This window comes from uncultured Campylobacter sp. (assembly GCF_938041645.1).
Classification (GTDB): Bacteria; Campylobacterota; Campylobacteria; order Campylobacterales; family Campylobacteraceae; genus Campylobacter_B.
The window spans coordinates 23,528-48,003 of the sequence record NZ_CALIST010000019.1 but is presented as its reverse complement, the minus strand read 5'-3'; the positions used below and the strand labels follow the sequence as shown (position 1 = coordinate 48,003).

At 47.9% G+C, this 24,476-nt stretch carries 25 protein-coding genes; 17 read left to right on the top strand and 8 right to left on the bottom strand.

Annotation, left to right across the window (positions count from 1 at the left end):
• Positions 1 to 40 precede the first annotated feature (40 nt).
• The 5 genes from fabG to rho all read left to right on the top strand — a co-directional run bounded on the left by fabG (position 41) and on the right by rho (position 4,669).
• Positions 41 to 784, top strand: a complete 744-nt coding sequence (gene fabG, locus Q0600_RS02830) for a 3-oxoacyl-ACP reductase FabG (protein ID WP_298756676.1) — start codon at positions 41 to 43, stop codon at positions 782 to 784.
• Positions 785 to 852: 68 nt separating this feature from the next.
• Positions 853 to 1,089, top strand: coding sequence for an acyl carrier protein (gene acpP, locus Q0600_RS02825; RefSeq protein ID WP_005873350.1), 237 nt, complete (start codon positions 853 to 855; stop codon positions 1,087 to 1,089).
• Positions 1,090 to 1,107: 18 nt separating this feature from the next.
• Complete coding sequence (locus tag Q0600_RS02820; RefSeq protein WP_298756674.1) at positions 1,108 to 2,325, top strand: beta-ketoacyl-ACP synthase II; 1,218 nt, start codon at positions 1,108 to 1,110, stop codon at positions 2,323 to 2,325.
• Entirely contained in the window at positions 2,325 to 3,263 is a 939-nt protein-coding gene (gene accA / locus Q0600_RS02815; RefSeq protein ID WP_298756672.1) for an acetyl-CoA carboxylase carboxyl transferase subunit alpha, read from the top strand. The genes Q0600_RS02820 and accA overlap by 1 nt, the downstream gene beginning before the upstream one ends.
• 59 nt (positions 3,264 to 3,322) lie before the next feature.
• Positions 3,323 to 4,669, top strand: coding sequence for a transcription termination factor Rho (rho, locus tag Q0600_RS02810; protein WP_298756670.1), 1,347 nt, complete (start codon positions 3,323 to 3,325; stop codon positions 4,667 to 4,669).
• A gap of 344 nt (positions 4,670 to 5,013) precedes the next feature.
• Here the strand turns inward: rho and Q0600_RS02805 are convergent, their stop codons facing one another.
• The 3 genes from Q0600_RS02805 to Q0600_RS02795 form a co-directional block, all read right to left on the bottom strand.
• On the bottom strand, positions 5,014 to 5,844 hold the full coding sequence (locus Q0600_RS02805) for a hypothetical protein (protein ID WP_298756667.1): 831 nt from the start codon (positions 5,842 to 5,844) through the stop codon (positions 5,014 to 5,016).
• A 139-nt stretch (positions 5,845 to 5,983) separates the two neighbouring features.
• Positions 5,984 to 7,327: a sodium-dependent transporter gene (locus tag Q0600_RS02800; RefSeq protein ID WP_298756664.1), complete on the bottom strand. Its 1,344-nt coding sequence runs from the start codon at positions 7,325 to 7,327 to the stop codon at positions 5,984 to 5,986.
• A 378-nt stretch (positions 7,328 to 7,705) separates the two neighbouring features.
• Positions 7,706 to 9,055, bottom strand: a complete 1,350-nt coding sequence (locus Q0600_RS02795) for a sodium-dependent transporter (protein ID WP_298025002.1) — start codon at positions 9,053 to 9,055, stop codon at positions 7,706 to 7,708.
• A 169-nt stretch (positions 9,056 to 9,224) separates the two neighbouring features.
• Between Q0600_RS02795 and Q0600_RS02790 the strand changes: the two genes are divergently transcribed.
• The 9 genes from Q0600_RS02790 to Q0600_RS02750 all read left to right on the top strand — a co-directional run bounded on the left by Q0600_RS02790 (position 9,225) and on the right by Q0600_RS02750 (position 16,423).
• Entirely contained in the window at positions 9,225 to 9,470 is a 246-nt protein-coding gene (locus tag Q0600_RS02790) for an EexN family lipoprotein (RefSeq protein WP_298756661.1), read from the top strand.
• Positions 9,471 to 9,659: 189 nt separating this feature from the next.
• Positions 9,660 to 10,298 (top strand): FAD-dependent thymidylate synthase, encoded by a 639-nt coding sequence (thyX, locus tag Q0600_RS02785; protein ID WP_298756659.1) that lies wholly within the window; start codon positions 9,660 to 9,662, stop codon positions 10,296 to 10,298.
• A gap of 35 nt (positions 10,299 to 10,333) precedes the next feature.
• The gene (locus Q0600_RS02780) at positions 10,334 to 11,080 is read left to right on the top strand and encodes a hypothetical protein (protein WP_298756656.1); all 747 of its coding nucleotides are present in this window, start codon (positions 10,334 to 10,336) and stop codon (positions 11,078 to 11,080) included.
• A 222-nt stretch (positions 11,081 to 11,302) separates the two neighbouring features.
• Positions 11,303 to 11,899 (top strand): DJ-1/PfpI family protein, encoded by a 597-nt coding sequence (locus tag Q0600_RS02775; RefSeq protein ID WP_298756653.1) that lies wholly within the window; start codon positions 11,303 to 11,305, stop codon positions 11,897 to 11,899.
• Positions 11,900 to 11,980: 81 nt separating this feature from the next.
• Complete coding sequence (locus tag Q0600_RS02770; RefSeq protein ID WP_297918923.1) at positions 11,981 to 12,592, top strand: hypothetical protein; 612 nt, start codon at positions 11,981 to 11,983, stop codon at positions 12,590 to 12,592.
• An 87-nt stretch (positions 12,593 to 12,679) separates the two neighbouring features.
• Positions 12,680 to 13,375, top strand: a complete 696-nt coding sequence (gene ung / locus Q0600_RS02765) for a uracil-DNA glycosylase (RefSeq protein ID WP_298756650.1) — start codon at positions 12,680 to 12,682, stop codon at positions 13,373 to 13,375.
• Between the two features lie 171 nt (positions 13,376 to 13,546).
• Entirely contained in the window at positions 13,547 to 14,353 is an 807-nt protein-coding gene (locus Q0600_RS02760) for a transporter substrate-binding domain-containing protein (protein ID WP_298756649.1), read from the top strand.
• Positions 14,354 to 14,792: 439 nt separating this feature from the next.
• Positions 14,793 to 15,599, top strand: coding sequence for a transporter substrate-binding domain-containing protein (locus tag Q0600_RS02755; protein ID WP_298756647.1), 807 nt, complete (start codon positions 14,793 to 14,795; stop codon positions 15,597 to 15,599).
• A 17-nt stretch (positions 15,600 to 15,616) separates the two neighbouring features.
• On the top strand, positions 15,617 to 16,423 hold the full coding sequence (locus Q0600_RS02750; RefSeq protein WP_298756645.1) for a transporter substrate-binding domain-containing protein: 807 nt from the start codon (positions 15,617 to 15,619) through the stop codon (positions 16,421 to 16,423).
• Between the two features lie 234 nt (positions 16,424 to 16,657).
• On the opposite strand, the gene Q0600_RS02745 is transcribed toward Q0600_RS02750, so the two are convergent.
• The 3 genes from Q0600_RS02745 to radA form a co-directional block, all read right to left on the bottom strand.
• On the bottom strand, positions 16,658 to 17,401 hold the full coding sequence (locus tag Q0600_RS02745) for a hypothetical protein (protein ID WP_298756640.1): 744 nt from the start codon (positions 17,399 to 17,401) through the stop codon (positions 16,658 to 16,660).
• 98 nt (positions 17,402 to 17,499) lie between these two features.
• Entirely contained in the window at positions 17,500 to 17,862 is a 363-nt protein-coding gene (locus Q0600_RS02740) for a hypothetical protein (protein WP_298756637.1), read from the bottom strand.
• 291 nt (positions 17,863 to 18,153) lie between these two features.
• Complete coding sequence (radA, locus tag Q0600_RS02735; protein ID WP_298756633.1) at positions 18,154 to 19,503, bottom strand: DNA repair protein RadA; 1,350 nt, start codon at positions 19,501 to 19,503, stop codon at positions 18,154 to 18,156.
• A gap of 209 nt (positions 19,504 to 19,712) precedes the next feature.
• Between radA and brnQ the strand changes: the two genes are divergently transcribed.
• The 3 genes from brnQ to Q0600_RS02720 all read left to right on the top strand — a co-directional run bounded on the left by brnQ (position 19,713) and on the right by Q0600_RS02720 (position 22,855).
• Positions 19,713 to 21,044, top strand: coding sequence for a branched-chain amino acid transport system II carrier protein (brnQ, locus tag Q0600_RS02730; RefSeq protein ID WP_298756630.1), 1,332 nt, complete (start codon positions 19,713 to 19,715; stop codon positions 21,042 to 21,044).
• A gap of 192 nt (positions 21,045 to 21,236) precedes the next feature.
• Positions 21,237 to 22,226 (top strand): hypothetical protein, encoded by a 990-nt coding sequence (locus Q0600_RS02725; protein WP_298756627.1) that lies wholly within the window; start codon positions 21,237 to 21,239, stop codon positions 22,224 to 22,226.
• Positions 22,214 to 22,855, top strand: a complete 642-nt coding sequence (locus tag Q0600_RS02720; RefSeq protein WP_298756624.1) for a hypothetical protein — start codon at positions 22,214 to 22,216, stop codon at positions 22,853 to 22,855. The genes Q0600_RS02725 and Q0600_RS02720 overlap by 13 nt, the downstream gene beginning before the upstream one ends.
• A gap of 154 nt (positions 22,856 to 23,009) precedes the next feature.
• Here the strand turns inward: Q0600_RS02720 and ftsY are convergent, their stop codons facing one another.
• Positions 23,010 to 23,873, bottom strand: a complete 864-nt coding sequence (gene ftsY, locus Q0600_RS02715) for a signal recognition particle-docking protein FtsY (RefSeq protein ID WP_298756623.1) — start codon at positions 23,871 to 23,873, stop codon at positions 23,010 to 23,012.
• Positions 23,873 to 24,454, bottom strand: a complete 582-nt coding sequence (locus Q0600_RS02710; RefSeq protein ID WP_297961990.1) for a TlpA disulfide reductase family protein — start codon at positions 24,452 to 24,454, stop codon at positions 23,873 to 23,875. Before Q0600_RS02710 ends, ftsY begins: the two co-directional genes overlap by 1 nt.
• Positions 24,455 to 24,476: the final 22 nt, after the last annotated feature.

Here is a 24,476-nt window from a genome sequence, read left to right as displayed (position 1 = left end):
AATTTACGCTAGAGATTAAAATTTTAACAAAAGGACAAGTATGAAATTTAGTGGAAAAAACGTTTTAATCACGGGCGCGAGCCGCGGTATTGGCGCGCAGATTGCAAGGACTTTAGCAGGCTATGGGCTTAAGGCGTGGATCAATTATCGCTCAAGCCCTAAGCCTGCCGACGCGCTGCTAGAGGAGATCCGCGCAAACGGCGGAGAGGGCGCCGTGATTAAATTTGACGCGACGAACGAAGCGGAATTTAGCGAGGCACTAAGCTTGATCGCGCAAAGCGACGGCGAACTAAGCTATCTGGTAAATAACGCGGGCGTTACGAACGATAAGCTCGCGCTTAGGATGAAGCTGGAAGACTTCATGGGCGTGATCGAAGCAAATTTAAGCAGCGCCTTTATCGGCTGCCGCGAGGCCCTAAAACTAATGAGCAAAAAGCGCTTCGGCGCGGTCGTAAACATCGCCTCGATCGTCGGTGAAATGGGAAACGCCGGGCAGGTCAATTACAGCGCGAGCAAGGGCGGAATGATCGCGATGAGTAAGAGCTTTGCAAAAGAGGGCGCGGCGCGCGGCATCCGCTTCAACTGCATAACTCCGGGCTTCATCGCCACCGATATGACGGACGCGCTAAGCGACGACGTAAAAGCAAGTTACGAAGCGAGCATCCCGCTTAAGCGCCTCGGAAGCACGAGCGACGTTGCCGAAGGAGTTGCGTTTTTGCTAAGCGACGGCGCGGGCTACATTACGGGCGAGACGCTTAAAATCAACGGCGGGCTCTATATGTAGCGTTAAATAGCGGAATTTAAGGTTAAATATTATAGAATTACGCGGTATTTTTTTAAAGGAGTGCTAAAATGGCAGTATTTGAAGATGTAAGAGACGTAGTTGTAGAACAACTCAGCGTTAGCCCGGATCAGGTTAAACTTGACTCTAAAATTATCGAGGATTTGGGCGCGGACTCTCTTGACGTAGTTGAGCTAGTAATGGCTTTAGAGGAGAAATTCGGTATCGAGATCCCAGATAGCGAGTCTGAAAAATTAGTAAGCATTAAAGACGTAGTAGATTATATAGAAAATTTGCCTAAAAAATAAAATTTTAAGGAAGCGGTTTTGAAACGAGTCGTAGTAACGGGCATCGGGATGATAACCTCTCTCGGGCTTGACAAACAGAGCAGTTTTGAAAATATCTGTAACGGAAAAACCGGGGTTGATAAAATTTCGCTCTTTGACGCTAGCGAATTTCCAGTTCAAATTGCAGCTGAAGTAAAAGGTTTCGATCCTTCGAGCATAATCGAGGATGGAAAAGAGATAAAAAAGATGGATAGATTTATCCAACTCGGGCTTAAAGCTGCGGGCGAAGCCATAGATGACGCTAAATTTAGTGATTTCGATAGCGACGAATTCGGCGTTAGCTCGGCTAGCGGTATCGGCGGTTTACCGAATATCGAGATAAATGCCAATACCTGCTTGCAGCGCGGCCCTAGGCGGATTTCTCCGTTTTTTATCCCTTCTGCGTTAGTAAATATGCTCGGCGGCTTTGTTTCAATATACTACAATTTAAAAGGTCCGAATTTATCCAGCGTCACGGCTTGTGCGGCTTCTGCGCATGCGATTATGGACGCTGCGAGAGTTATTATGATCGGCGAAGCACAAAAGATGCTCGCAGTGGGTGCTGAGGCTGCGGTTTGTCCCGTAGGTATCGGCGGATTTGCCGCGATGAAGGCGCTTTGCGCTAGAAACGACGATCCTGCGCACGCTTCACGTCCGTTTGATGCGGAGCGAAACGGCTTTGTGATGGGTGAAGGTGCGGCGGCTTTGGTTTTAGAAGAGCTAGAGGACGCAAAAGCGCGCGGCGCTAAAATTTACGGCGAGCTCGTAGGATTCGGCGCTAGCGGCGATGCTTATCATATCACTTCGCCTAGCCTAGACGGCCCGATCCGCGCTATGAAAAAAGCCTATGAGATGGCGGGACGCCCGAAGATTGATTATATAAACGCTCACGGAACGTCCACCGCGATAAACGATAAAAACGAAACCGCGGCGTTAAAAGAGCTTTTCGGCGAGGGCAAGGTGCCTGCAGTCAGCTCCACCAAGGGTCAGCTAGGACACTGCCTAGGCGCTGCCGGAGCGGTAGAGGCTGCGATCAGCCTTTTAGCGATGCAAAACGGCATCATACCGCCTACGATAAATCAAATTTCAAAAGATCCCGATTGCGATTTGGACTATGTGCCAAACGTTGCCAGAAAAGCTAAACTCGATTGCGTTATGAGCAATAACTTCGGGTTCGGTGGCACAAACGCGTCGCTTATTTTCAAAAGAGTAGATTGATGGCGAGCTATTTGGACTTCGAAAAGTCTATAAAGCAGATCGATGAGGACATCACCGCCGCTAAAATTCGCGGCGATGAGGATGCGGTCGAAATTTTAAATAAGAACCTCGAAAAAGAAATTTCTAAAGTTTATAAGAATTTAAACGAATACCAAAGGCTTCAGCTTGCGCGCCACCCGGATCGCCCTTATGCGATCGATTATATTCGCGCGCTTTTACAAGACGCTAGGGAGCTTCACGGCGACCGCGCCTTTAGAGACGATCCGTCGATCGTGTGTTATCTGGGTATTATGGGCAACCGTAAAATTGCCGTGATTGCCGAGCAGAAGGGTCGCGGCACCAAAAATAAGCTGAAGCGAAATTTCGGCATGCCGCATCCTGAGGGTTATCGCAAGGCGTTGCGTGTAGCGAAACTTGCCGAGAAATTTAACATTCCGATTTTATTTTTGATCGATACTCCGGGCGCATATCCGGGACTTGGCGCCGAGGAGCGCGGTCAGAGCGAGGCTATCGCGCGAAATTTATATGAACTCAGCGATCTTAAAACCCCTACGATCGCCGTCGTTATCGGCGAGGGCGGCAGCGGCGGAGCTTTAGCGATCGGCGTGGCCGATCGTTTGGCGATGCTTCAAAACTCAATCTTTTCGGTTATCTCTCCCGAGGGCTGTGCCGCGATTTTGTGGAACGATCCGAGCAAGAGCGAGGCCGCTACGAAGGCGCTAAAGATCACCGCCGAGGAGCTAAAAGAGCTAGGCTTGGTCGATGATGTGATCAAGGAGCCTAAAACGGGCGCCCACAGGGATAAAGACGGCGCGATAAAAGCGCTTGGAAACTATGTCTTAACCGAGCTGCACAAGCTAGACGATCTTAGCATAGACGAGCTCATCAGCAGAAGACAACAAAAAATTTTAAGGTTCGGTGCTTATAAAGAGAACTAAATTTTAAATTTCGCGACTTTTAAAACTAAATTTAATAACTTCACACTCTAAGAGGACAAATGGAAAATACAAATCAAAATTCCGCTCAGACCGCCGCTTCAAATTCTAATCAAAACGGCAGAAAAACTTACGCTAAAACGCACGTTCCCGTCGAGGGCTACCAGATCGAGGAGCTCCGCTCGATGGATCTTGAAAATCTCATCGCCATAGCAGACGAGCTAGGCGTCGAGAACCCGCGCGAATTCCGCCGCCAAGCGCTTGTTTTTGAAATTTTACGCATGCAGACGAAGCAGGGCGGCTTCATACTTTTTACGGGGATTTTGGAGGTTACCGCCGAGGGTTACGGCTTTTTGCGTGGCATAGATTCAAATTTAAGCGACAGCGCCAATGACGCTTACGTGAGCCTCAGCCAGATCCGCAAATTTGCTCTGCGCGTCGGCGACATCGTCACGGGCCAGGTGCGCGAGCCGAAGGATCAGGAGAAGTACTACGCGCTCTTAAAGATCGAGGCGATCAATTACAAATCGATCCAAGAGGCTAGAGAGCGTCCGCTATTTGACAATCTCACGCCGCTTTTCCCGACCGAAAAGCTCAAGCTCGAATACGATCCTATGCGCCTTACCGGTCGTGTACTCGATCTTTTCACCCCGATCGGCAAGGGGCAGCGCGGGCTCATCACGGCGCCTCCGCGTAGCGGTAAAACGGAGCTTATGAAGGAGCTTGCCAACGGCATTACGCGCAACCACCCCGAGGTCGAACTTTTGGTGCTGCTAGTCGACGAGCGCCCGGAGGAGGTGACCGACATGGAGCGTAGCGTGCGAGGCGAGGTGTTTAGCTCGACCTTCGATCAGCCCGCGTTCAACCACGTCCGCGTCGCCGAGCTCGTCATCGAAAAGGCAAAACGTGCCGTCGAAAACGGCAAGGACGTCGTCATCCTGCTCGATAGCATCACCCGCCTTGCGCGCGCCTACAACACCGTTACGCCTAGCAGCGGCAAAGTCTTAAGCGGCGGCGTGGACGCAAACGCCCTGCACAAGCCGAAGCGCTTCTTCGGTGCGGCGCGAAATATCGAAAACGGCGGCTCGCTCACCATCGTCGCTACCGCGCTCATCGAGACCGGCTCGCGCATGGACGACGTGATCTTCGAGGAGTTCAAGGGCACGGGCAACAGCGAGATCATCCTTGATCGCAATATCTCGGACCGCAGAATTTACCCTGCGATCAACATTACCAAGTCCGGCACGCGCAAAGAGGAGCTTTTGCAAGGCAGCGAAAATCTGCAAAAGATCTGGGCGCTGCGCTCGGCGATTTCGACGATGGACGACGTCGAGGCGCTGAAATTTTTATACGCCAAGATGCTAAAAACCAAAGACAACACCGAGCTACTATCGATAATGAACGGCTAAATTTCTTAAATTTAGCCTTATTCTGAAATTTCGCTTCAAATTTAGCGGCATGGCTTACACCGCTTGCCGCAAATATCGCCACGTAGCTTCGTACGCGCTTTCAAAGCGGTGCGTCTTTTTTTCAAACTCCACTATTATAAGTTTAAATTTATCGCGATATTTGCTAAACGTTTTGCGCTCGCAGCACGAGATGCGGTGCCGCTAGACAGAATTTTGCTTTGGTAAAAATCCATTCGCAAGATGTAAAGCGTAAAATTTTACGAGGAATTTTATGTTTTGCTACGCACGGAGCTAGGGCGCTTGATATCGTTACTTCAAATTAATATAATACTGCCAACATCATATCATTTCATAAGCTCAAAAAGCTTCATAAATCCTATATATCTGTTTTCATGGTTATCTAATCTAGTCTCATAACAATCAATAATACCAAGGCAGCTTTCCTCGGAATTTATATTTTTTAAAAATATATCAAAATTCCGTTTCGTGCTATTGAATATAAAATTTGGATCGTCACGATACCGCTTGCTCGGCTCATACTCATTGGGGATACGTTTTATCGCTATAAATTTCATACAAAATTGGCTTTCGCCCAGTATTCTATCAATAAACGATGTTTCTTTACGGCATTCTTTTATGGTGAAAGTATCTGATAAATAAATATTTGATGAATAATGCTGATTTAGAATAATCACTTTACCTTTTTCTTTTTCATAGTCTATTTTTCTATTGCCTTCAAATGGTCTATACGTGTAATTATCTCCCGCATCGACATTATTGACAGTATGGTGGTAGATAAAATCTGAAAAAGTCCATGGGATTTTTTCATCCGATACCATTTCGTCTGTAATATCTCTAAAAGGGAGTGAAGAATTTAAATCATATATTAAATTAAAGTCCTTGTCATTTGAATGATTTTCAAAGATTTCGTTGATTTTAGAAATAGCTTCGTGAAATGTTAAGTTGGTATCTATGGTGTAAAGTTTATTGTATTTGGACTTCCCTTCATAATAATAATTTTCCAATTCGTCCTGTACGAAATTTTGCACCATCTCATCTTTGCTAAGCCATTTTAGATCGCCGAAGCTAAACCCGCTGTAATTAAGCGCACCGACGATCACACAAACGCCGAGCACCGCGATTAGGGCTTTGGCTATAAATTTAAGAGCTTTCAAAATTTACTCCTTTAGCAAAACGCTAGTTAAAATACGAGCCTAACGGGCTGCGATGTTAAGCGACCTTTTTAAATTTAAGCTCGCTTAAAAAGGGTTAAATTTAAACCCATGCCGCCTTTAAATTTAACCGAATCGCTTCTTACTTCCCGCTGAAAAACAGCAGATTTGCCATTATGATCACGATCGCGACGGGCGCTACGAAGCGCAGCGAAAAGTACCAAATTTTAAATCCAAGCTCGCCCATATCGGCGCCGAAAAGCCCGCGCAGGCGCTGTGCATCCATCACAAAGCCCACGAAGATCGCCGAGGTTAGCGCGCCGAGGGGCAGCATGACGTTTGAGCTTACGAAGTCCAAGCAGTCAAAAAAGCTCGCGCCGAAAAGCTTAAATTTGCTCGCATAATCCGCGTGCATCGATAGTAGCGAGCATGCGCCTAGCGCCGCTATGACGCACCCCGAGATGCAGACTGCGCGCAGACGCGAAATTTTAAATCTGCCGATGAGATAGAAGACGAAAGGCTCGATCATCGAAACCGCGCTCGTGATCCCCGCGAAAAAGAGCGAGACGAAAAACGCGACTTCAAGCACCTGTCCCGCTAGCCCCATTTTTGCAAACATCGTAGTGAGCGAGACGAACACAAGCCCCGCACCCTGCGCGGGATCGGCGTGGAATTCGAAGATGAAGGTAAAGACGATGAGCCCCATCATCAGTCCGATCGCGATGTTGATAAATACGATGTTTACCGAGCTGCGCACGAGCCGCACACCCTCGCTAAGCGACGCCGCGTATGCCGCGATACAGCCGACGCCCACGCACAGGGTAAAGAGCGCGAGCCCGAGCGCGGATAGGACGGAGTTGACGGTGATTTTGCCGAAGTCGGGGTAGAAAAGAAATTTCGCCGCCGCGCCGAAGCCCTGCATCGTGCACGCATACGCAAGCATCGCAAGCAGCAGCACGAAAAGAAGCGGCATCATCACGACGTTTAGCCGCTCGATACCGCTTTTGATGCCGCGCGCGACGACAGAGAGCGTCAGCACGAGCGCAAGCGCGTAAAAGCCCAGACTCGTAACTAGCGAATGCGAGATGAGATCGTCAAAGACGGCGCCCGCTTCCTCGGCGGTTGCGGGCAGCGGAGAAAAGCCCAAAAAGATATAGCGGATCACCCAGCCGAGGATCACGAGGTAAAAGGACAGCACCAGCATGCCGCCCGCGATGAAAACGCCTCCCGCGCGCCATTTGCGTCCGCCGCGCGGCGCTAGCGTCTCGTAAGCGCTCGGTAGATCCCGCCCGCTTAGCCTGCCTAGCGCCATCTCGGCTAGAAATATGCTAAAGCCCACGCCCAGCGTGAGCGCGAGGTACAAAAGCACGAAGGCGCTACCGCCGTTTTGGCCCACGAGGGTGGGGAATTTCCATGCGTTGCCAAGCCCCACCGCGCCGCCCGCGACGGCAAGTATGAAGCCTATTTTGCTAAATTTATCGTTCATTTTCGCTCCAATGATTTTTAAATTTTAAAGCTACGGAATTTTAAAATTCCAAACTATCTACGCAAACTCGCCATGAAATTTGGCGCGCTACTTTTGGGCTGCTTTGACGCTAAATTTTAAAATTCCACAGCGTGATTAGACGCGGCTGCGCTACGACGCCTTTGTCGCGCGCACCGATCGCCATGCAGGTTAGCACGGTCGCGCCGAAAGCTGATTGCCGTCGCATACTTTGACCTTCCTCTATCTAAACATAAAATTTTAAACTATCGCTGCAAGGCTAACGGATCGCCGCAAGTTCGCTATGAAATTTGGCGCGTTGCTTTTGGACTGCTTTAGCGCCAAATTTTAAATCCATGTTATCCACCTGCTTTACAAAATTTAAAAATTTAAAATTTTTAGCTGATTGAGCGCTATCACTACGATCGCGACTGGCGCCACGAAGCGCAGTAGTACGAAATACCACAGCTTAAAGCCCATTCGTCCCATATATGGGCGCAGTAGAATTTCGACGGCTCGTTTTTTGATCACGAACCCTACGAAAATCGCCACAATTATGCCGCTAAGAGGCATTAAGATATTCGAGGTTAGGTAATCAAGCACGTCAAAAAAGCTCTTGCCACCTAGGCTAAAATACTCGCTCGTGCCCCCGTAATAACCCAAAATGCAGCATATCCCTAAAACATACGTCACGGCAAAAACTAAAAGTGAAGCGCGCTTGCGGCTTAGCTTGCGGGAGTTTACGAGATAATAAATCGCAGGCTCCAGCATCGAAATTGCAGAAGTAATCGCCGCAAATAATAGCGAGGTGAAAAATAAAAAGGCTAGGATATTTCCGATCGCACCGAGCTTTGAAAAAAGCACCACCAGCGAGACGAACACTAGCCCAGGACCTTGCGCTTTGGGATCGCCACCGAATTCAAAGATGAAAGTAAAGACGATAAGTCCCATCATCACGCCGATTAGGACATTAATGCAGACTATATTTATGCTTGAGGTTAGGATATTGGTGCGCGCAGGCAGGCTTGCAGCATAGGTCATAATCGTAGTAACGCCCAGCGAAAGCGTAAAAAATGCAAGTCCTAGCGCCGAAAGAACGCTATCTTTATTAAGCTTGGAAAAATCTGGCACTAGCAAGAATTTTGCGCTACGTCCGAATCCATCGAAACTCGCGGCGTAAATTAGCATCAAAACCAGCAAAATAAATAGCGCGGGCATCATCCAGACATTAAGTCGCTCGATGCCGCTTTTAACGCCTTTGGACACGATAAAAAAGCAAAATGCCGACGCTATGGTAAAGCATATCGCCGCGCTTAAAAAATCGCCACCTAAAAGCGCTTTAAACGCTGCGCCGCTTTCATCTATACTTTTTGGCAGATAAAAAGCGCTTGAGACCACGTATTTTAGGATCCAGCCCATTACGACGCTGTAAAAAGCATAGATCAAAAGCGCACTAATCATAAAAAATCCCGCGTATTTCCATGCGCCTTTGTATGAGGGTGCGAGTTTTTCAAATGCGCGCACTGGATCACTTTCGCTTAGCCTGCCGATGACGATCTCGGCTAAAAAAATCACGAAGCTAACCAAAAGCGTCAGCAAAAGATATAGCAAGATAAATGCGCTGCCGCCGTTGGTGCCTACTAAAGTGGGGAATTTCCACGCATTACCGAGCCCTACGGCGCTGCCTGCGACTGCGAGGATGAAGCCGATTTTGCTAAATTTATCATTCATTTTGCACCTTTTTTAAAATTTAGCCGCAATCTTAGCGAAATGTAGCTTAAGGGCGGTATCAAAGCTTCGTTAAATTTGTTTACCGCGCAGGTAGAATGGCAGTAATTCAAAATTCTCAAAGTAAACAGATGGTAAAATACCAGGTAAAATTTCAAACAAGGAGAATGAAATGAAAAACATTAAAACGTTCCTCTGGGGGGGGCTTGCGTTCGCTGCTTTTTTGGTGGGTTGCGATAATACGGAGGTTAAATCTTTAGAATACTATCAAAATCATCCTGATGAGGCAGAAAAAGTTTTCAAACAATGCGATTTTGATAAATTAAACGAAAATAGCAACGCCTATAAGAATTGTAAAAATGCTAAAGAAATTTATAAGTTTAATGAGGATAAAAAGTTTTTCTCGGGAACAAAATAGTATTTTAGTATTAATTCAATATTAAAATATCTCTTACGCCTTATACTTAAGTTCATTTTATTTACCTTGTATCTCGGTGCAAGGTAAATTTGATGAATGTAAATTTTAAAATACAAATGCCGAGCCCTGCTAAATTTTAAGTCCCGAAACGCTAAAATCATCCAAAAATTTCAAAACCAAAGGCAAAACATGCAAGTCAAACTTCTAAATTTCACTCCGCTTTGGGTCTGTTCAAATGCGATCCGCACCTGCTGGCAGAGCTTTGAGCGCAGCGATTGCGGCGGCGCCAAAGACCTAGCGCTCATTGACCGCGTCGGCAATCAACTCAAGCACTCAAGCACGCTCGAACACCTCTACTACAACTTTTACATCAGCGGCATCTCCCGCGCGCTGCTTCAGGAGCTGGCGCGCCACCGCCTAGCAAGCCTTAGCGTAAAATCTACTCGCTACACTCTCAAAGAATTGCGCGGCGAGGACAGCTTCGCGCAAGGAGACTTCGAAAATGCCGCGCGATACATCGTGCTTACCGGTAACGAAGCGGTCGATAACGCAAGTATCGCGGCTCTTGAAAATCTACGCGCAATCTTACAAACCCCAATCAGCCTTGATATCGCCAAATATTGCCTGCCAGAGTGCTACAAGAGCGAGCTTAGCTGGAGCATAAACGCGCGCAGCCTGCAAAATTTCCTCGCTCTGCGCTCTAACAAAGCCGCACTTTGGGAGATCCGCGATCTTGCGGGTAAAATTTACGAAGCGCTGCCGCAGGAGCATAAATTTATATTCCAAAGCTGCATGGCGGGCGGAGAGAAGACGTCTGGCGAGGAGTAGCGAGCGGGATAAAATTTTGATATAAGGGGCTTGCGATGATAAAACTTACGCAGATGAGAGCGGCTTTTGAAAAAGAGGAGCCGAACGCGCTTTATCTTAGCTACCTGGGATGGGTGGAGACCTTAATTCCGTTTTGGAGGCAGGCTGTTGCGAGGATCGCGGAGCTAAACGGCACGGCGGATGAAAAAAGAGACAAGCATCTGCGAGTTATCGACAATTCTTTGCAGCTGATGCAGGCTTGGCGATTTAAAAAGATAAAATACGTGCAAGCAAGAAGAAAAGAGATCGATAGCGCCATAAGTTTTATTCGAAACGGCGCCTTAACGCAGCAGGTATGCAGATACGCCTTTGCGCCGGTTTGCAGAAATTTAGCGAGCATTTTGCGCAGCTTTTTATATGTTTCAACTTTCGGCTATTCGGACGAGCAGCTTCCTACCGTATTTGCCCAAAAAATTTACGGCATTGCGCTGTGCCACACCCTCTTCCCCTTCGATACGGGCGATTTTGTGTATTATCTGCCGCGCGAAAAATCCATCCATACCGACGACCCCGCCGATTTGGACAACTGGCATTTGATGATGAGCGAGGCTGGCAAGGCTTTGAATATCGCGGAGCTCACCAAAGAGGTCAATAATCAGGCTTGTAAAATTTGGGAAAGCTACAAAACGCCGTTTGAATGGAAATACGACGAGGGAGTTTGGAATTTAGAATTTGAGAATGTTTCAAAAAGGCTGCATTATGCGGGCTTACGGGCTTTTGCAGGTCTGAGTAAAGCGGAATAAAAGGCGCGCAAATTTTAAATCGCTTCTGAAATTTCATTCGCGGGCGGTAAAATTTCTGCAAGTTTCAATGCGGGTAAAATTTAAAATTCGTTTGAGCGGGTTTTTTGGGTAGCCTGCGGCATCAAAATTTAGCCGCCGCGCATTTTTACGACTTGCGGCGGCGAGAATTGCAGCGGCGGCAAACCGAAAGCTTGGGCGAGCGATAAATTTAAAGGACGGATCATGAAAAATCTAGCGCTTGTGATGTTTAGCGGACAGACGCATCTCGATTTTGTGGGATTTTACGATTGTATGCTAAGGCTCAAAGCCGTCCGCCCGCAGCTTGAGATGAGGTTTTGCTCGCGCGAGCGGCAGGTTTCGGATAGCGGCGACCTTACGATCGATGCGGGCGAGATTACGACGGATCTAGGCGGCTTTGATGCGGTTTTTGTGCCCGGCGGTATGGCGACGCGCCGCCTGAGGGACGATGCGGGCTTCATCTCGTGGCTCGCGACCGCGCGCGATGCGAAGTATAAGTTTAGCGTTTGCACCGGTTCGCTGCTTCTGGGCGCGGCGGGGTTTTTGCGCGGAAAGCGCGCGACCACCCATCCGTTTTGCTACGATCTGCTGGCGCCTTACTGCGCGGACGTGGTGCATGAGCGGCTCGTGCGCGAAAGCCTGCCCGCAGGAGGCGAGATCATCACTGCTGGCGGCGTGAGCAGTTCTATTGAGCTTGGACTTTGCGTGATCGAAAAATTTGCAGGCGGCTCTGCGCGAGAGGCTGCCGCTGCGGCGATGGATTATCCGTATTACGACCTTAGAAGCAAGCTTGCGCGATGAAAATTTAAAGCCGCTAAGATCAGCGGCGCGGTTTATAAATACCTCAGCAAATTTATAAAATAGAGGGGAAGTTAAATTGTAATGCAAACAATAAAGATATTAAAAACATTGTGGAAAGTCATCAAGATCGCCATACTCGCATCATTGATATTATCGTTTGCGGCATTGATATTGTTTGTTTTATTTATAGCCTTTCTATTTTCACCCCTTAATACGGATTTTTCATATATAGAAAATAAAAATTTGGCTAAATTTGAAGCCTTAACAAATACGAAGGGAGAAACTTTGCTCATTTATCGCAAAAAAAGTCCTCCTTTATCGTGTAGTGAAAAAATACAGACTTGTATCTGTTACGCGCATTTTATAAAGGCGGATAAGCCCTTTACTTTGACGCAACAAAAAATGTTGCAAGAGGGCTACGAGTTTGTTTCCGAGTCTGACTGTATAGCTGAAACTACAAATTTGCATGAATTTAAACTATCGTGGGCGATGCCGTCTTATTATTATGCCGGCAGTCGGGAGTATTTGATATATGGTTCAATCAAAAATTTAAATATAACGGCAATAGTGAACGATAAAAGGCGAATATGGCACAAAAAAGAGCACGAATCGGGACAACCGAGCGATTATGATCACGAGGTTATTTTTTATCCGGAACTTAATATAATTCAAATAAATAAAATGGGGTATTAATGGACGCATCTGTAATTGGTCGCGATACTATTTTTAAAATTTATTGTAAAATTAGAGCGTTAATTTATTAAAATTTAAAGGGTCGGTATGCAGATAAATTTAGACGCCGTGAGGATCGAGAGCGGCTGGAAAGAGGCGCTTAGGGAGGAATTTCTAAGCGAGTATTTTGCGAAGATCAAAGAAAACCTGCTCGCCGCAAAGGCGCGAGAGATCGTCTATCCGCCGGGAAATTTGATCTTTAACGCCTTCAATCTCACCCCGTTTGAGCGGGTGCGCGCGGTGATTTTGGGGCAGGATCCCTACCATGGCGCGCATCAGGCGATGGGGCTTAGCTTTTCGGTGCCGCACGGCGTGCGAATTCCGCCCAGCCTCGTAAATATCTACAAAGAGATTAAGAGCGATCTGGGTATCAGCGAGCCTGCTAGCGGTGATCTGAGCTACTGGGCGAAGCAGGGCGTGCTGCTTCTTAATGCGAGCCTTAGCGTGGGTGCGAACCGCGCGAACTCGCACAGCGGCTTCGGCTGGCAAATTTTCACCGACGCCGTGATTAAAATTTTAAGCGCTAGGCGGCAAAATTTAGTCTTTATGCTGTGGGGAAATTTCGCCAAAGCAAAATCGGCGCTGATCGATGCGCAGAGGCATCTCATTTTAACCGCCGCTCATCCTAGCCCGCTAGCGGGGGGAGCGTTTTTTGGCTGCAGGCATTTTAGCAGATGCAACGAATATCTGCGCGCGCACGGCTTGGGAGAGATCGACTGGGATCTAAATCACGGCGCAGATTAAATGTATTTTAAATGAAATTTTCGTAAAATGCGCCGCAAAATTTCAAAGTAAAGAAATTTTAAAAAAATATTGAAAGGAGAAGTGAGCGAATAATATACGACCGGCTTAAGACGGCTTGCCGAAGCGACGCGAATGCGCGGCTAGGCTAATCATTGTAATTAAAGGAACGATATGAAAAAGATAATTTTGGGAATTTTATTGCTATTTACAAGTAGTGTAGTGGCAAATACCCTATCTGAGATTAGGCAATCGGGCAGTGTGCGCGTAGGCGTATTTGAGGCGCAACCGCCTTTTAGTAAATTTGAAGACGGCAAATTTCAAGGATTTGAGGTGACCCTAGCCGAGGCGCTATCAAAAGATATATTCGGTGGCAAGGCGGGCAAGGTAGAATTCGTACCCGTAAAGGCTAGTGAGCGTTTAAAAGCGTTGGAAGAAAATAAAGTAGATATGGTGCTTGCGACCTTTACGATCACAAATGAGCGTAAGCAGCTAGTTGATTTTACGACGCCGTATTTTGCAGTAAATATCGGCGTGCTAACCCGCGCTGGCGATAGGATTAAAACTGTATCGGATCTGCACGGCAAGCCGATTATCGCAGAAACTGGAACTACGGGCGAAGCGTATTTTAGAAAAGAGGGTTTTGAAATCATAAATTGCGCCACTGCAAACGAATGCTATAAAATGCTAAAGGACGGTAAGGGCATCGGATATGCGACAGACAATCTGATAGTTTTAGCTTATGCTGTAATCGACAGCGACACCGAGGTAAATATCAAGAATTTAGGCGTTTCGGATTTCTTAGGCATTGCGGTTTCTAAGGGCAATAAGGATCTGCTTGAGTTCTTAAATGGCGAGCTAGTCAAGCTAAGCAAGAACGGCTTTATGAAAAAGACCTACGACGAGACTATCGAGCCGTATTACAAGGGCACTGCGGAGAAAAAATATTTCTTGCTAGATGACCTCTATAGCTTATTTTAGGCGGGCATAGCGGTACGGCTCGCCTGCATTTGCTTGCAGTAAGCATAGCTGTGTGCTCTCGCTAGGTAAAATTTAAAAGGCTCGCATAGTCTTGCTATTTTGCCCGACTTTGCGAGCTTGGTTTAGATTGTAAGATTTTACTAACGCGTCGTTGCAGAATTTATAAAATTCCATAGAATTTCGCAGCAGCGCGCTATTTTTATGGCGCTAATAGACGCACAGAATTTTATAGCGAAGCGCTAAAATTTAATGAGAGCAGGCGGAGCTTGATGCAAGGTAGCAAAATTTAAAAAGCCCCTATCATTATGTTTAGAAATTTTAGTTACGAAATTTTATCGCTAAACTCGCAATTTAGGGAATAGTTTCGGTTCTAGTAAAATGAAATTTTAAGAAAATTTACATTACAATTACGAAAAATTTAAAATTCAAGGAGGAAATTATGAAAAAGTCATTTTTTCTTATTCTATTGTCGGCGATCTTTATTTTTGCGAATTCTTTAAGCGAAATAAAGCAAAGCAAGGTTATCAGAGTAGGCGTTTATGAAAATGAGCCACCTTTTAGTAAGTCGAGCGAGAAAGGCTTTGAGGGATTTGAGGTCGAGCTTGCCAATGCGCTAGCCGGTAAAATTTTTGGCAACAGCGGTGGTCGTATCGAGCTTATACCGGTAACAAACGAAGTGCGCTTTCCGATGCTGCAAAACAATCAGGCAGATATTATAATCGCGGCTGCAAGTATCACTGAAGAGCGTAAAGGCAGCGTGGATTTTTCGATGCCGTATTTTACGGTGAATTTGGGAATTTTAACGAAAAAAGACTCAAATATTCACAAAATAGGCGATCTGATGGGCAAAAAGATCGGTATCATCCGCAAGACTACCGGTGAAGCGTATATCAAAAAGGACGGCGGTTATAATGTTTCTTATTGCAACGATTCGGTTGATTGCTATAGGAGATTAAAAAGTGGCGAGATCGACGGGTATTGCAACAACAACCTTTTTGTAATGGTCTATCCGATCGTAGATCCCGCAGTCGAGGTCAATATAAAAAATTTAGGCGATAATGTATTCTTGGGCGTCGCGGTGCAAAAGGGTAACGCGGAGCTGCTAGAAGCGATCAATAAAGGCTTGATCGCGCTTAGCAAAGAGGGCTTTTTCAAAAAGGCTTACGAGGATACTTTCGAATCCTTCTATAAAGGCACCGTCGATAAAAAATATTTCTTACTCGACGATCTTTACAGCTTTTTTTAATAAAAAAGGAATTTGGAATGAAAAAATCACTGTTTTTAATTCTTTTATCTTGCATCTTTGCGCTTGCGAATTCTTTAAGCCAAATAAAGCAGAGTAAAGTCATTCGTATCGCCGTTTATGAAAACGAGCCTCCGTTTAGTAGAGTTACGGATAACGTCTTTGAGGGCTTTGACGTGGAGCTTGCTAATGCAATCGGAGGCAAAATTTTAGGCGATACCGGCGGCAGGATCGAGCTCATACCGGTATCGGCGCAAGCGCGCTTTCCGTCCATTCAAAATAATCAGGCAGATATGCTTATCGCGGCTGCAAGCGTTACTGAGGAGAGAAAGAAAAATTATGAGTTTTCGATGCCCTATCTTTCGGTAAATTCCGGAGTTTTAACCAGAAAAAGCGACAATATCCAAAAAATGAGCGATCTGCGAGGTAAGAAAGTAGGCGTCATTCGCGGCTCGACGGGCGAAGCGTTTATGCAAAAGGACGGCGGCTACAATCTAGTGTATTGCAAAAATTCCTCTGATTGCTACAAGAGGTTAAAAAGCGGCGAGATCGACGGCGCGTGCGACGATAATCTATTTGTGATGGTCTATCCGGTCGCAGATCCTAGCGTCGAGGTTAATATCAAAAGTCTTGGCGAGAACGTATTTTTAGGCATCGCGATGCAAAAAGGCAACGCAGATCTCGCAGAAGCCGTCAATCAAGCGCTAATCTCGCTTAGTAAAGAGGGCTTTTTCAAAAAAGCGTATAACGATACTTTCGAGCCTTTCTACAAAGGCACCGTCGATAAAAAATACTTCCTTTTAGACGACATATACAGCTTCTTTTAGAATTTTAAATTTGATGTGGGTCGGGATTTGAAGCTTTGCGGCTTTAAATCCTAACCCCCGCATAAGCGGTGCGTCATTAAAATTCCATCTCAAAATTTTGTCCTAAAAATCTCATTTCAAATTTTATTAGTCCCGCCGCCGCGCCGAAGCCCAGTATTCACACGGCGGTCGCAATCTTTAGTATTTGCGAGCATTTAAGGCGCGCAAAATTAGATTGAATTAAACTTTAAAATTTTACTTCGAGCCCTTGGAATTTTTTAAATCCTCCATACGCTCCTGCTGAGCTTGCACGAATGCGTCGTATCTGATAAAAAGATAATCTTTGATCTCAAAAACCATCAACGTAAAAATCGAAGGCAGCGTGAAAAATCTAATCGTCATAAATACCAGATCAAGCGCGCTTAGCTCATCCTCGCTCGCTCGATACCCTCCCGAGCTTGCGGTTAAAATCCCATGTAGCGCCTCGTAGTTGTAAAGGATGAAAATCGTCACGAAAAGCGTCGAGAGCTTCGATACGATCTTATTCATGATCTGCGCCACGTCCTCATCGGCGATCACCGACATCGCAAACCACACGAGGGTGAAAAATAGCGGAAAGACGATGTTAAAATTTAGCGAGTTATCAAGCTTCTGTGCGCCCGTCACCGCGATGATCGCAAACACCGCCGCAAAGGGGATCACAAATAGCGCGAAGGTCATCGCCGATTTTATCGCCTTAAAAAAGCCATACGCAAGCAGGGGCGAGCCCAAAGCGAGCAAAAAGAGTGTCAGCGCATAGTTTGCTTTGGCAAAATCGTATAGGTTAAACAACGCAAATACCGATGCTGCTGCAAGTAGCGGCACGCTTAGCTTAAACAGCACCCCATATTTGGCGTAAGCGCGCGATACGATGGCATCTAGCCTGCTAAATTTGACATTTAAGCTGCGGGCTTTGATGAAAAACAAAATGACGAATTTGACGATTACGTTTGGGCTCATACGCACCTTTCCGTTTAAATTTATGAAATTTTATCCGCGCTAAATTTGCGAAATTTTATCCGCGGAACCTGTCCGTAGAATTAGGCTTTGCCGACGGCTTATGCGGTCTGCGTTAAAATTTCATCGCGCTCTCGCTGCGTTGCTATCTTGCCGCCTTGTAGGCTTTGTCTTTTGGCTACGTGAGGCGGACCTGCGCGCTTTGGCTTGCATAGCGTCTTGCTAGCAAGCCTTTTCGGGCTGCGACGTGCTACGGCGGCGCCCATTCGGCTCGGCGCGCGATACTTTGCTTGTGGTATCCGCACCCGCGAATGAGAGTTTGGCGCCGCTAAAATTTTACCGGTTCTTAGCCCCATGCGATACGTCCTGCGCGCCGCGATAGAATTTTGCGCGACGCAAGGACCTATCGGGCTTGGCTTTGCGCCGCATTGCGGCAAAATTTTAAAATTTGCGCCGCAAAGCACTCGCCTTGTATTGGCCTGGGATGCGGCGCGAATGATTAAATTTTAACCGCACCATTGCCGAGCCGTTTTAAAGCTCAAACGAATTTTTGAGCCGCTACGATACGTGAAATTCCAAAAATCGCGCCTTAGCGATCAAGCTCATTTGCGCTTGCTTGTGAGCCATGCAAAAAGTAGCGCACTTGCGCCCCCTCGTCGCGCCCATGCGAAAGCAACGCGCCCTTTGCCGCTCAAAGTCCATTTTCACCCGCCTGCTAACGCCGACCGCCAGGCTGGAACTCACCGTGCGCCGCCTCACATCCAATCTAAAATTTGCGTGATCTCGGTAGCGTGAAAAATTTTAAGCCCCCGCGCGTTTTGCGGCTTCATCGGGACGATCGCGTTTTTAAATTTCTGCATCGCGGCTTCCTTCAGACGCGCATCGAGGTTGAATATCTCTCTGATCTCGCCGTTTAGGCTCACCTCGCCGATGAAGACGCTTTCTTTGCTGATCGGGCGGTTTTTGAAGCTGCTTACGATCGCTGCGACGACGGCGAGATCGCACGCCGTTTCGGTGATTTTTACGCCGCCGCTTACGTTTACGAAGACGTCGTATCCGCCAAGCCCGATCTCAAGCTTGCGATCAAGTAGCGCCAGAAGCATATCGAGGCGGTTTTTATCAAAGCCCGTGGCGCTGCGCTTGGGGTAGCCGCTCTCGCACACGAGCGCTTGGATCTCCACGACGAGCGCGCGCGTGCCCTCCATCGTGATCGTGATCGCCGAGCCACTTACCGCCTTACCGCGCGTGAAAAATTTACTCGCGACGTCCTTGGCGCTTACAAGCCCGTGCGGCCCCATCTCGAAAATCCCCACCTCGCTCGTAGCTCCGAAGCGGTTTTTAAAACCGCGTAAAATTCTAAGTTGCTTGCTCGCATCGCCCTCGAAATACAGCACCACGTCCACCATATGCTCTAATATACGCGGGCCTGCGATCGAGCCTTCTTTGGTGATGTGGCCGATGATGAAGATCGAAATTCCGCGCGCCTTGGCAAGTCGCATCAGCTCGAAGGTGATCTCGCGCACCTGCGTGATCGAGCCCGGCGCGGAGGGGGCCTTGTCGCTAAAAAGCGTCTGGATGCTGTCGATGACGATAAACTTATAATCCCTGCGCTCCACCTCTTCAAGCACGGCGCTTAGATTTATCTCGGTGAGCAAAAACAGCTGCTCGCTTATCGCGCCCAGCCGCTGCGCACGCATTTTGATCTGGCTAGCGCTCTCTTCGCCGCTTACGTAAAGCACCGCGCGGCCGCCGCTTGCTAAATTTGCTGCGATCTTAAGCAGTAGCGTAGATTTCCCGATGCCGGGGCTGCCGCCGATTAGCACGAGCGAGCCCTCCACGACGCCGCCTCCGAGGACTAAATTTAGCTCGCTATCCTTGGTGTCGATGCGCGAAATTTGCTCGATCTGTATCTCGCTGATCGCTTTGGCGCTTACGGATGAGGCGCGGGCAAGCTCGCCCTCGATCTCTTTTAGCGCTTTGATCTGAGCAGGCTTGAGCTCGACGAAGCTATCAAACGCGCCGCAGTCGGGGCATCTACCGAGCCATCTGCTTTGCTGATTGCCGCAGTGCTGACACTCAAAAATCGTGGTTTTAACTTTTGCCATTTTTATCCTCGCTCATTTTGCCTAAATTTAGCCTCAAGCTTTGCGAAATTATACTTAAAATTTTTAAAATTTTAGCCGCCCTGCGCGCTGTTTGCGGGATCAAAAATCACGAGACGGAGGATTTGCGGCTAAATTTGAGCTAAATTTAAATATGTTTTAAACATTTATAACTATAATACAAATTTCACTTTATTTAAAGAAGGTTTAAGATGAAGGGCAAGCTTAGTAGAAGCCAGTTTCTGACGATATCGCTTACGCTATTTGCGATGTTTTTCGGTGCGGGAAATTTTATTTTTCCGCCAGGTCTAGGTAGGGAATCCGGGCAGAATTTTTATATCGCAATAATGTTTTTTTGCGCTACGGCAGTGCTTCTGCCGGTACTAGGCGTCGCAGGCATCGCGCGCGCCAAGGGGCTTCAGAGCCTGGTACGCCGCATAGATCCGGTGTTTGCGATCGTTTTTACCGCGCTTTTGTATCTTACTATCGGGCCGCTTTTTGCGATACCGCGTGCGGCAAACATGCCTTTTGATATCGCGATTAAGCCTTTTATTGCGGAAGATCGCCTTCAAATTTGGCTATTTATTTATTCCGCGGCATATTTTGCGCTGAACTATTACATCTGTATGAACCCTTCAAAGCTCGTCGATCTGCTAGGAAAATACCTCACGCCGATACTTTTGGCGCTTATTTTGTTACTTTTCGGCGCGGGATTTTTGTTTCCTATCGGAAGTTTCGTAGCTCCTAGCGGCGAGTATGTTGATCATGCCGCAGCAAAAGGCTTCGTAGAGGGTTATCAGACGATGGATGCGCTTGCATCGTTGGCATTTGGAATCATCGTAATTAACGCCATTAAAGCAACCGGCGTTAGCGACGAGAAGCATCTCGTCACCTCCACGGTAAAAGCGGGAATGATGTCGGGCGTCATACTGATGACGATATATTTTATGCTGGGCTATCTGGGCGCGACCTCCGCGGAGCTTTTCAAAGATACGCCGAATATCAACGGAGCGGAGCTTCTGTCGCGAGTAAGCGATCATTATTTCGGAAGAATTGGCGTCGTGATCCTAGGCAGCGCGTTTTTTCTAGCCTGCATCACCACGACGCTGGGTCTTATAAGCTCGGCTAGCGAATACTTCGAGGAGCTTACGAAAGGCAAGATCAAATATAAAACCTGGGCGATCGCTTGGTGCGTGATCGGCTTTGGAGTCGCAAATTTCGGCCTTACGACCATCATCAAAGGCTCCATCCCGGTCCTCGTCGCTATCTATCCGATTTCGATCATGCTGATAATCCTCTCGCTGATCAACCCGTGGATCGATTCAAGCAAGCTGATTTACCGCGCCTGCGTCTATGTCTGCGTCGTAGAGGGCGTCATAAACGGGCTTGATATTTTGGGGATTTCGGTGCCGCTTGTAACGTCGTTTGTGAAGATGATGCCGTTTTATGACTCGATGCTCGGCTGGATCGTGCCTAGCACCTTGACCTTCGCCGTGAGCTACGTGCTGCATCTGATTTTTGAAAAAAGAGACGATAGCTTTTAAATTTAAGAGCTATTTTAAAATTTAGCCGGGCTCTACGGGGCTCGGCGTACTTCTAAATTTTAATTCGCCGCCGAATTTAATCTCCCATATTTTTCCATAGAATTTCGACATATAAAATAAGTCGCCTTCAAAATTTAACCTAAATTTACGCTAGAATTATCAAAATAAAATTTCAAAAGCAAGGGTGTCAAGATGGGCAAGCGAGACGAAGCGCTAAGCTTGGCGCGAGATTTTGAACGCGACGGCTTTAGAGTGTCCAGTTTATATGAGAGGTTTTGGCGGCTGCAAGGGGATGCGGCAGCGTATTTTAAGCTAGCGGACAGCCTGCTGCGCGGGCGGAGGGACGGCCGCACGCTGCTAAAGGACGCTCTGGGCTATGTAGGCAAGGAGGATTTTAAAGCTCTGATCGCCACGGCGGTTGAAATTTTACGCGAGGAGGCGGCAGAGGGGCGCAAAACGAAGCAGGACGAAAGCGCGGCACAGACGGGAAAGAATGCACGCTCGGCGCGGGCAGACGAAAGCGCAGGCGAAAACGCACGGCAACGCGGCAGAGATGAAAAAAGCGCGCGCTGGAAAAACGCCGAAGAGGTCATCGCCATGGCAAGTCTCGAGTTCGCGCCGTTTTTGCACCCGTATCTGGGTGAGCTTTTTAAATTGCAGCCGAGCGAGAGCGCGTATTACGCGGAGTATCCGTGGCGCGGGCTTAGTTACGAGAGCTCACAAATCTGGCGTGAGAAGCTTGCGGATCCGCAGACGAGCGAAGATGAGCGGCAAAAAATTTTTAGCTGCCTGTTGCAAACCCGCGATCCTCGAAACGTGAAATTTGCCTGCGAGTTCGCGCTTGCGGAGGATTTCTTCGATCGTCCGTGCGACCTTCTTGAATATATCGGCTATTGGCTGGAGGCCGTCGGATTTGCCTTTGAGCGGGTTAAATTTGACGCAGACGGCGCAGCTCAAATGGCAGCAAATGAAATTTTAAAAATGGATGCGCTCAAACACGGCGACGCCAAGCAAGCTCAAGCGAGCAAAATCTTAAAGCGGGCGCAGTCGAATATGACTCTGAATTTAACTCAAACGAAGCCAACTCCGATAAATCACAAAAAGCGCCGAACGATGAAATTTGCTTTGGCGGTGAGAAATTCAGGCTCAAAAGATATTGCGGGCAGCGCGTGTATCACATAATCTTTCCGCGCAGTTACTTCGGCGCGCCTTATGCGGCGCATCTAGCGAAGTACCATCCGACCTGGTGGTTTGAGGGCGGCGAGGCGGGATATAGGCTAGGCGGAGTTTTGGACGAGGCGGGCGGCGATGCGCAAAATCCGCTATTTCATCTCATCACGCTTGATCCGCTGCCCCGCGACTTGCCCGTGCGCTCGCTGCCGCGCCTAATCCTCGCCGCGCATGTTAGAGAGATAAACGAGGGCGAGATAGTCTTTTACGAGCACGACGCACAGGGTATGCCGCGACGTATCGGCGAGCGGACGCAAGTCGAATACGTGCAGGACGAGCCGATAAAGGAGTGCGAGGTCGTGCTTGCGCCTACACCCGCGCGCTGGGCGGCTCAGGACTGGGGGATGTCAAACAGCAGGCAAAACCTCGCGCGCATCGGCGGCGAGCCCTCGTGGATACAGGGCGCGCAGGTGCCGCGCTGTCCGATATGCGGCGAAAAGATGGAGTTTTTGATGCAGCTTGACAGCGAGCTTCCAAGCTGCGAGCAAGGCGGTGAGGCAATGTTCGGCAGCGGCGGGATTTTGTACGTGTTTTGGTGCGAGCGGACGCGGGTGAGCGGGTTTTTCATGCAGTGCACGTGAGTAAAAATTTTGTAAAATTCTAAAACGAAAATCGTAAAATTCTAAGTAAAATTTATTCTAAGATAATCGAGCGGCAAAATTTGCCGAGCATTTCGGCGCGTAAAATTTAAGCTTGTTTGGCGAGAATATGTAAATTTACGCAGACACGCAGAGTTTAAGCGTAAATCCCATCCACCAGCGTTTCTACGAACTGATCCGAGTTAAATTCCGCTAAATCCTCCATCCGCTCGCCCACGCCGACGAAAAGTATCGGCAGCTGCAGCTCGCGCGCTATGGCGAAAAGCGCGCCGCCTTTGGGCGTGCCGTCGAGCTTCGTGATGATGATGCCGTCGAGCCTTACGATCTCATTGAACGCCCTAGCTTGCGCGACGCTGTGATTGCCCTGAGTGGCGTCGAGCACGATGATCTTGCGGTGCGGCGCGCCGCTTTTTGCGCGGTCGCAGATGCGCACAATCTTCTCTAGTTCCGCGGCTAAATTTTTCTGATTTTGAAGACGTCCGGCAGTGTCGATCAGGACGCGATCGATGTTTTTGGCACTTGCCGAGCTTACGGTGTCAAACGCCACGGCTGCGGGATCGTGCCCTTGCGCGGTAGCTACGATCGGCAAATTTAGAATTTGCGCCCATTTGCGTAGCTGCTCGACTGCGCCCGCGCGAAAGGTGTCGCATGCGCCTAAAATTACGCTCTGGCCACTATTTTTATATAAATTTGCAAGCTTTGCGATGCTAGTAGTCTTGCCTGCGCCGTTTACGCCTAAAATCAACTCGACGAAGGGTTTTTCATCCGCAGCTCGCGCAATATCGTAATCGAAATAGCCCTTCAAAACGCCCTTGAGATCATCTTTGGAGGCCAGTTTTTTTGCGGGCAGTTTTTCTAAAATTTCCTCCACGAGCTCGTAGCCTACGTCGGCTTCAAGCAGCATCTCTTCTAAAATTTCTTTTGAAATTTTATCTTCGCTTTTCGCGCCTCGCATCGCGCCTATGGTTTTGCTAAGCCCTTTTTTAAAAAATTCGAACATCAGAAAATTTTCTCCAATTCGGTCATTAAAATTTCTTCCGGCATCAGCCCGAAATACTGCGCGCTAAACTCGCCCTTTTCGTCGTATATCGCCATATACGGCACTTCGTTTATGCCGCCTAGCGCCTTTGTAAAAAAGTCCGTCCCTTCGCCGTAAGCGATCGCGTAATTTACTTCGTGTGCGCTTGCATAATTTTTTGCATCGTCTAAATTTGCATCACCGATCATCACGCCGATGATATCAAGCTTGCCGGAGTAGGCTTGTTTGGCGGCATTTAGCGCGCTTACCTGCACGGCGCAGGCGTCGCACCACGGCGTAAAAAATGCAAATAGCGTTACGGTGGAGTTATTATCGATTCGAAAACCCTGCTTTGTCTTTTGCATATTTAAAATTTTGCCGTTACTTAGCTGAAGTGTAAAAGGAGCGGTATAATCGACCTGGATCACGGCTTCGGTTTCGGACTGCGGCTGCGTGGCGTTGGCCTCGGTCGGGGTATCGCTTGATTTTTTATCCTCATCATCGCCGCAACCCGCAAGAAACAAAACAGCCGTAAAAAGCGCTAGAAAAAAACGAAATTTCATAATAAACCTTAAAATTTAATCG

Coding starts and splice junctions, on each gene's coding strand:
- fabG (WP_298756676.1), top strand. CDS start 41: ATGAAATTTAGTGGAAAAAACGTTTTAATCACGGGCGCGAGCCGCGGT.
- acpP (WP_005873350.1), top strand. CDS start 853: ATGGCAGTATTTGAAGATGTAAGAGACGTAGTTGTAGAACAACTCAGC.
- accA (WP_298756672.1), top strand. CDS start 2,325: ATGGCGAGCTATTTGGACTTCGAAAAGTCTATAAAGCAGATCGATGAG.
- rho (WP_298756670.1), top strand. CDS start 3,323: ATGGAAAATACAAATCAAAATTCCGCTCAGACCGCCGCTTCAAATTCT.
- Q0600_RS02800 (WP_298756664.1), bottom strand. CDS start 7,327: ATGAACGATAAATTTAGCAAAATAGGCTTCATACTTGCCGTCGCGGGC.
- Q0600_RS02795 (WP_298025002.1), bottom strand. CDS start 9,055: ATGAATGATAAATTTAGCAAAATCGGCTTCATCCTCGCAGTCGCAGGC.
- Q0600_RS02790 (WP_298756661.1), top strand. CDS start 9,225: ATGAAAAACATTAAAACGTTCCTCTGGGGGGGGCTTGCGTTCGCTGCT.
- thyX (WP_298756659.1), top strand. CDS start 9,660: ATGCAAGTCAAACTTCTAAATTTCACTCCGCTTTGGGTCTGTTCAAAT.
- Q0600_RS02780 (WP_298756656.1), top strand. CDS start 10,334: ATGATAAAACTTACGCAGATGAGAGCGGCTTTTGAAAAAGAGGAGCCG.
- Q0600_RS02775 (WP_298756653.1), top strand. CDS start 11,303: ATGAAAAATCTAGCGCTTGTGATGTTTAGCGGACAGACGCATCTCGAT.
- Q0600_RS02770 (WP_297918923.1), top strand. CDS start 11,981: ATGCAAACAATAAAGATATTAAAAACATTGTGGAAAGTCATCAAGATC.
- ung (WP_298756650.1), top strand. CDS start 12,680: ATGCAGATAAATTTAGACGCCGTGAGGATCGAGAGCGGCTGGAAAGAG.
- Q0600_RS02760 (WP_298756649.1), top strand. CDS start 13,547: ATGAAAAAGATAATTTTGGGAATTTTATTGCTATTTACAAGTAGTGTA.
- Q0600_RS02755 (WP_298756647.1), top strand. CDS start 14,793: ATGAAAAAGTCATTTTTTCTTATTCTATTGTCGGCGATCTTTATTTTT.
- Q0600_RS02750 (WP_298756645.1), top strand. CDS start 15,617: ATGAAAAAATCACTGTTTTTAATTCTTTTATCTTGCATCTTTGCGCTT.
- Q0600_RS02745 (WP_298756640.1), bottom strand. CDS start 17,401: ATGAGCCCAAACGTAATCGTCAAATTCGTCATTTTGTTTTTCATCAAA.
- radA (WP_298756633.1), bottom strand. CDS start 19,503: ATGGCAAAAGTTAAAACCACGATTTTTGAGTGTCAGCACTGCGGCAAT.
- brnQ (WP_298756630.1), top strand. CDS start 19,713: ATGAAGGGCAAGCTTAGTAGAAGCCAGTTTCTGACGATATCGCTTACG.
- Q0600_RS02725 (WP_298756627.1), top strand. CDS start 21,237: ATGGGCAAGCGAGACGAAGCGCTAAGCTTGGCGCGAGATTTTGAACGC.
- ftsY (WP_298756623.1), bottom strand. CDS start 23,873: ATGTTCGAATTTTTTAAAAAAGGGCTTAGCAAAACCATAGGCGCGATG.
- Q0600_RS02710 (WP_297961990.1), bottom strand. CDS start 24,454: ATGAAATTTCGTTTTTTTCTAGCGCTTTTTACGGCTGTTTTGTTTCTT.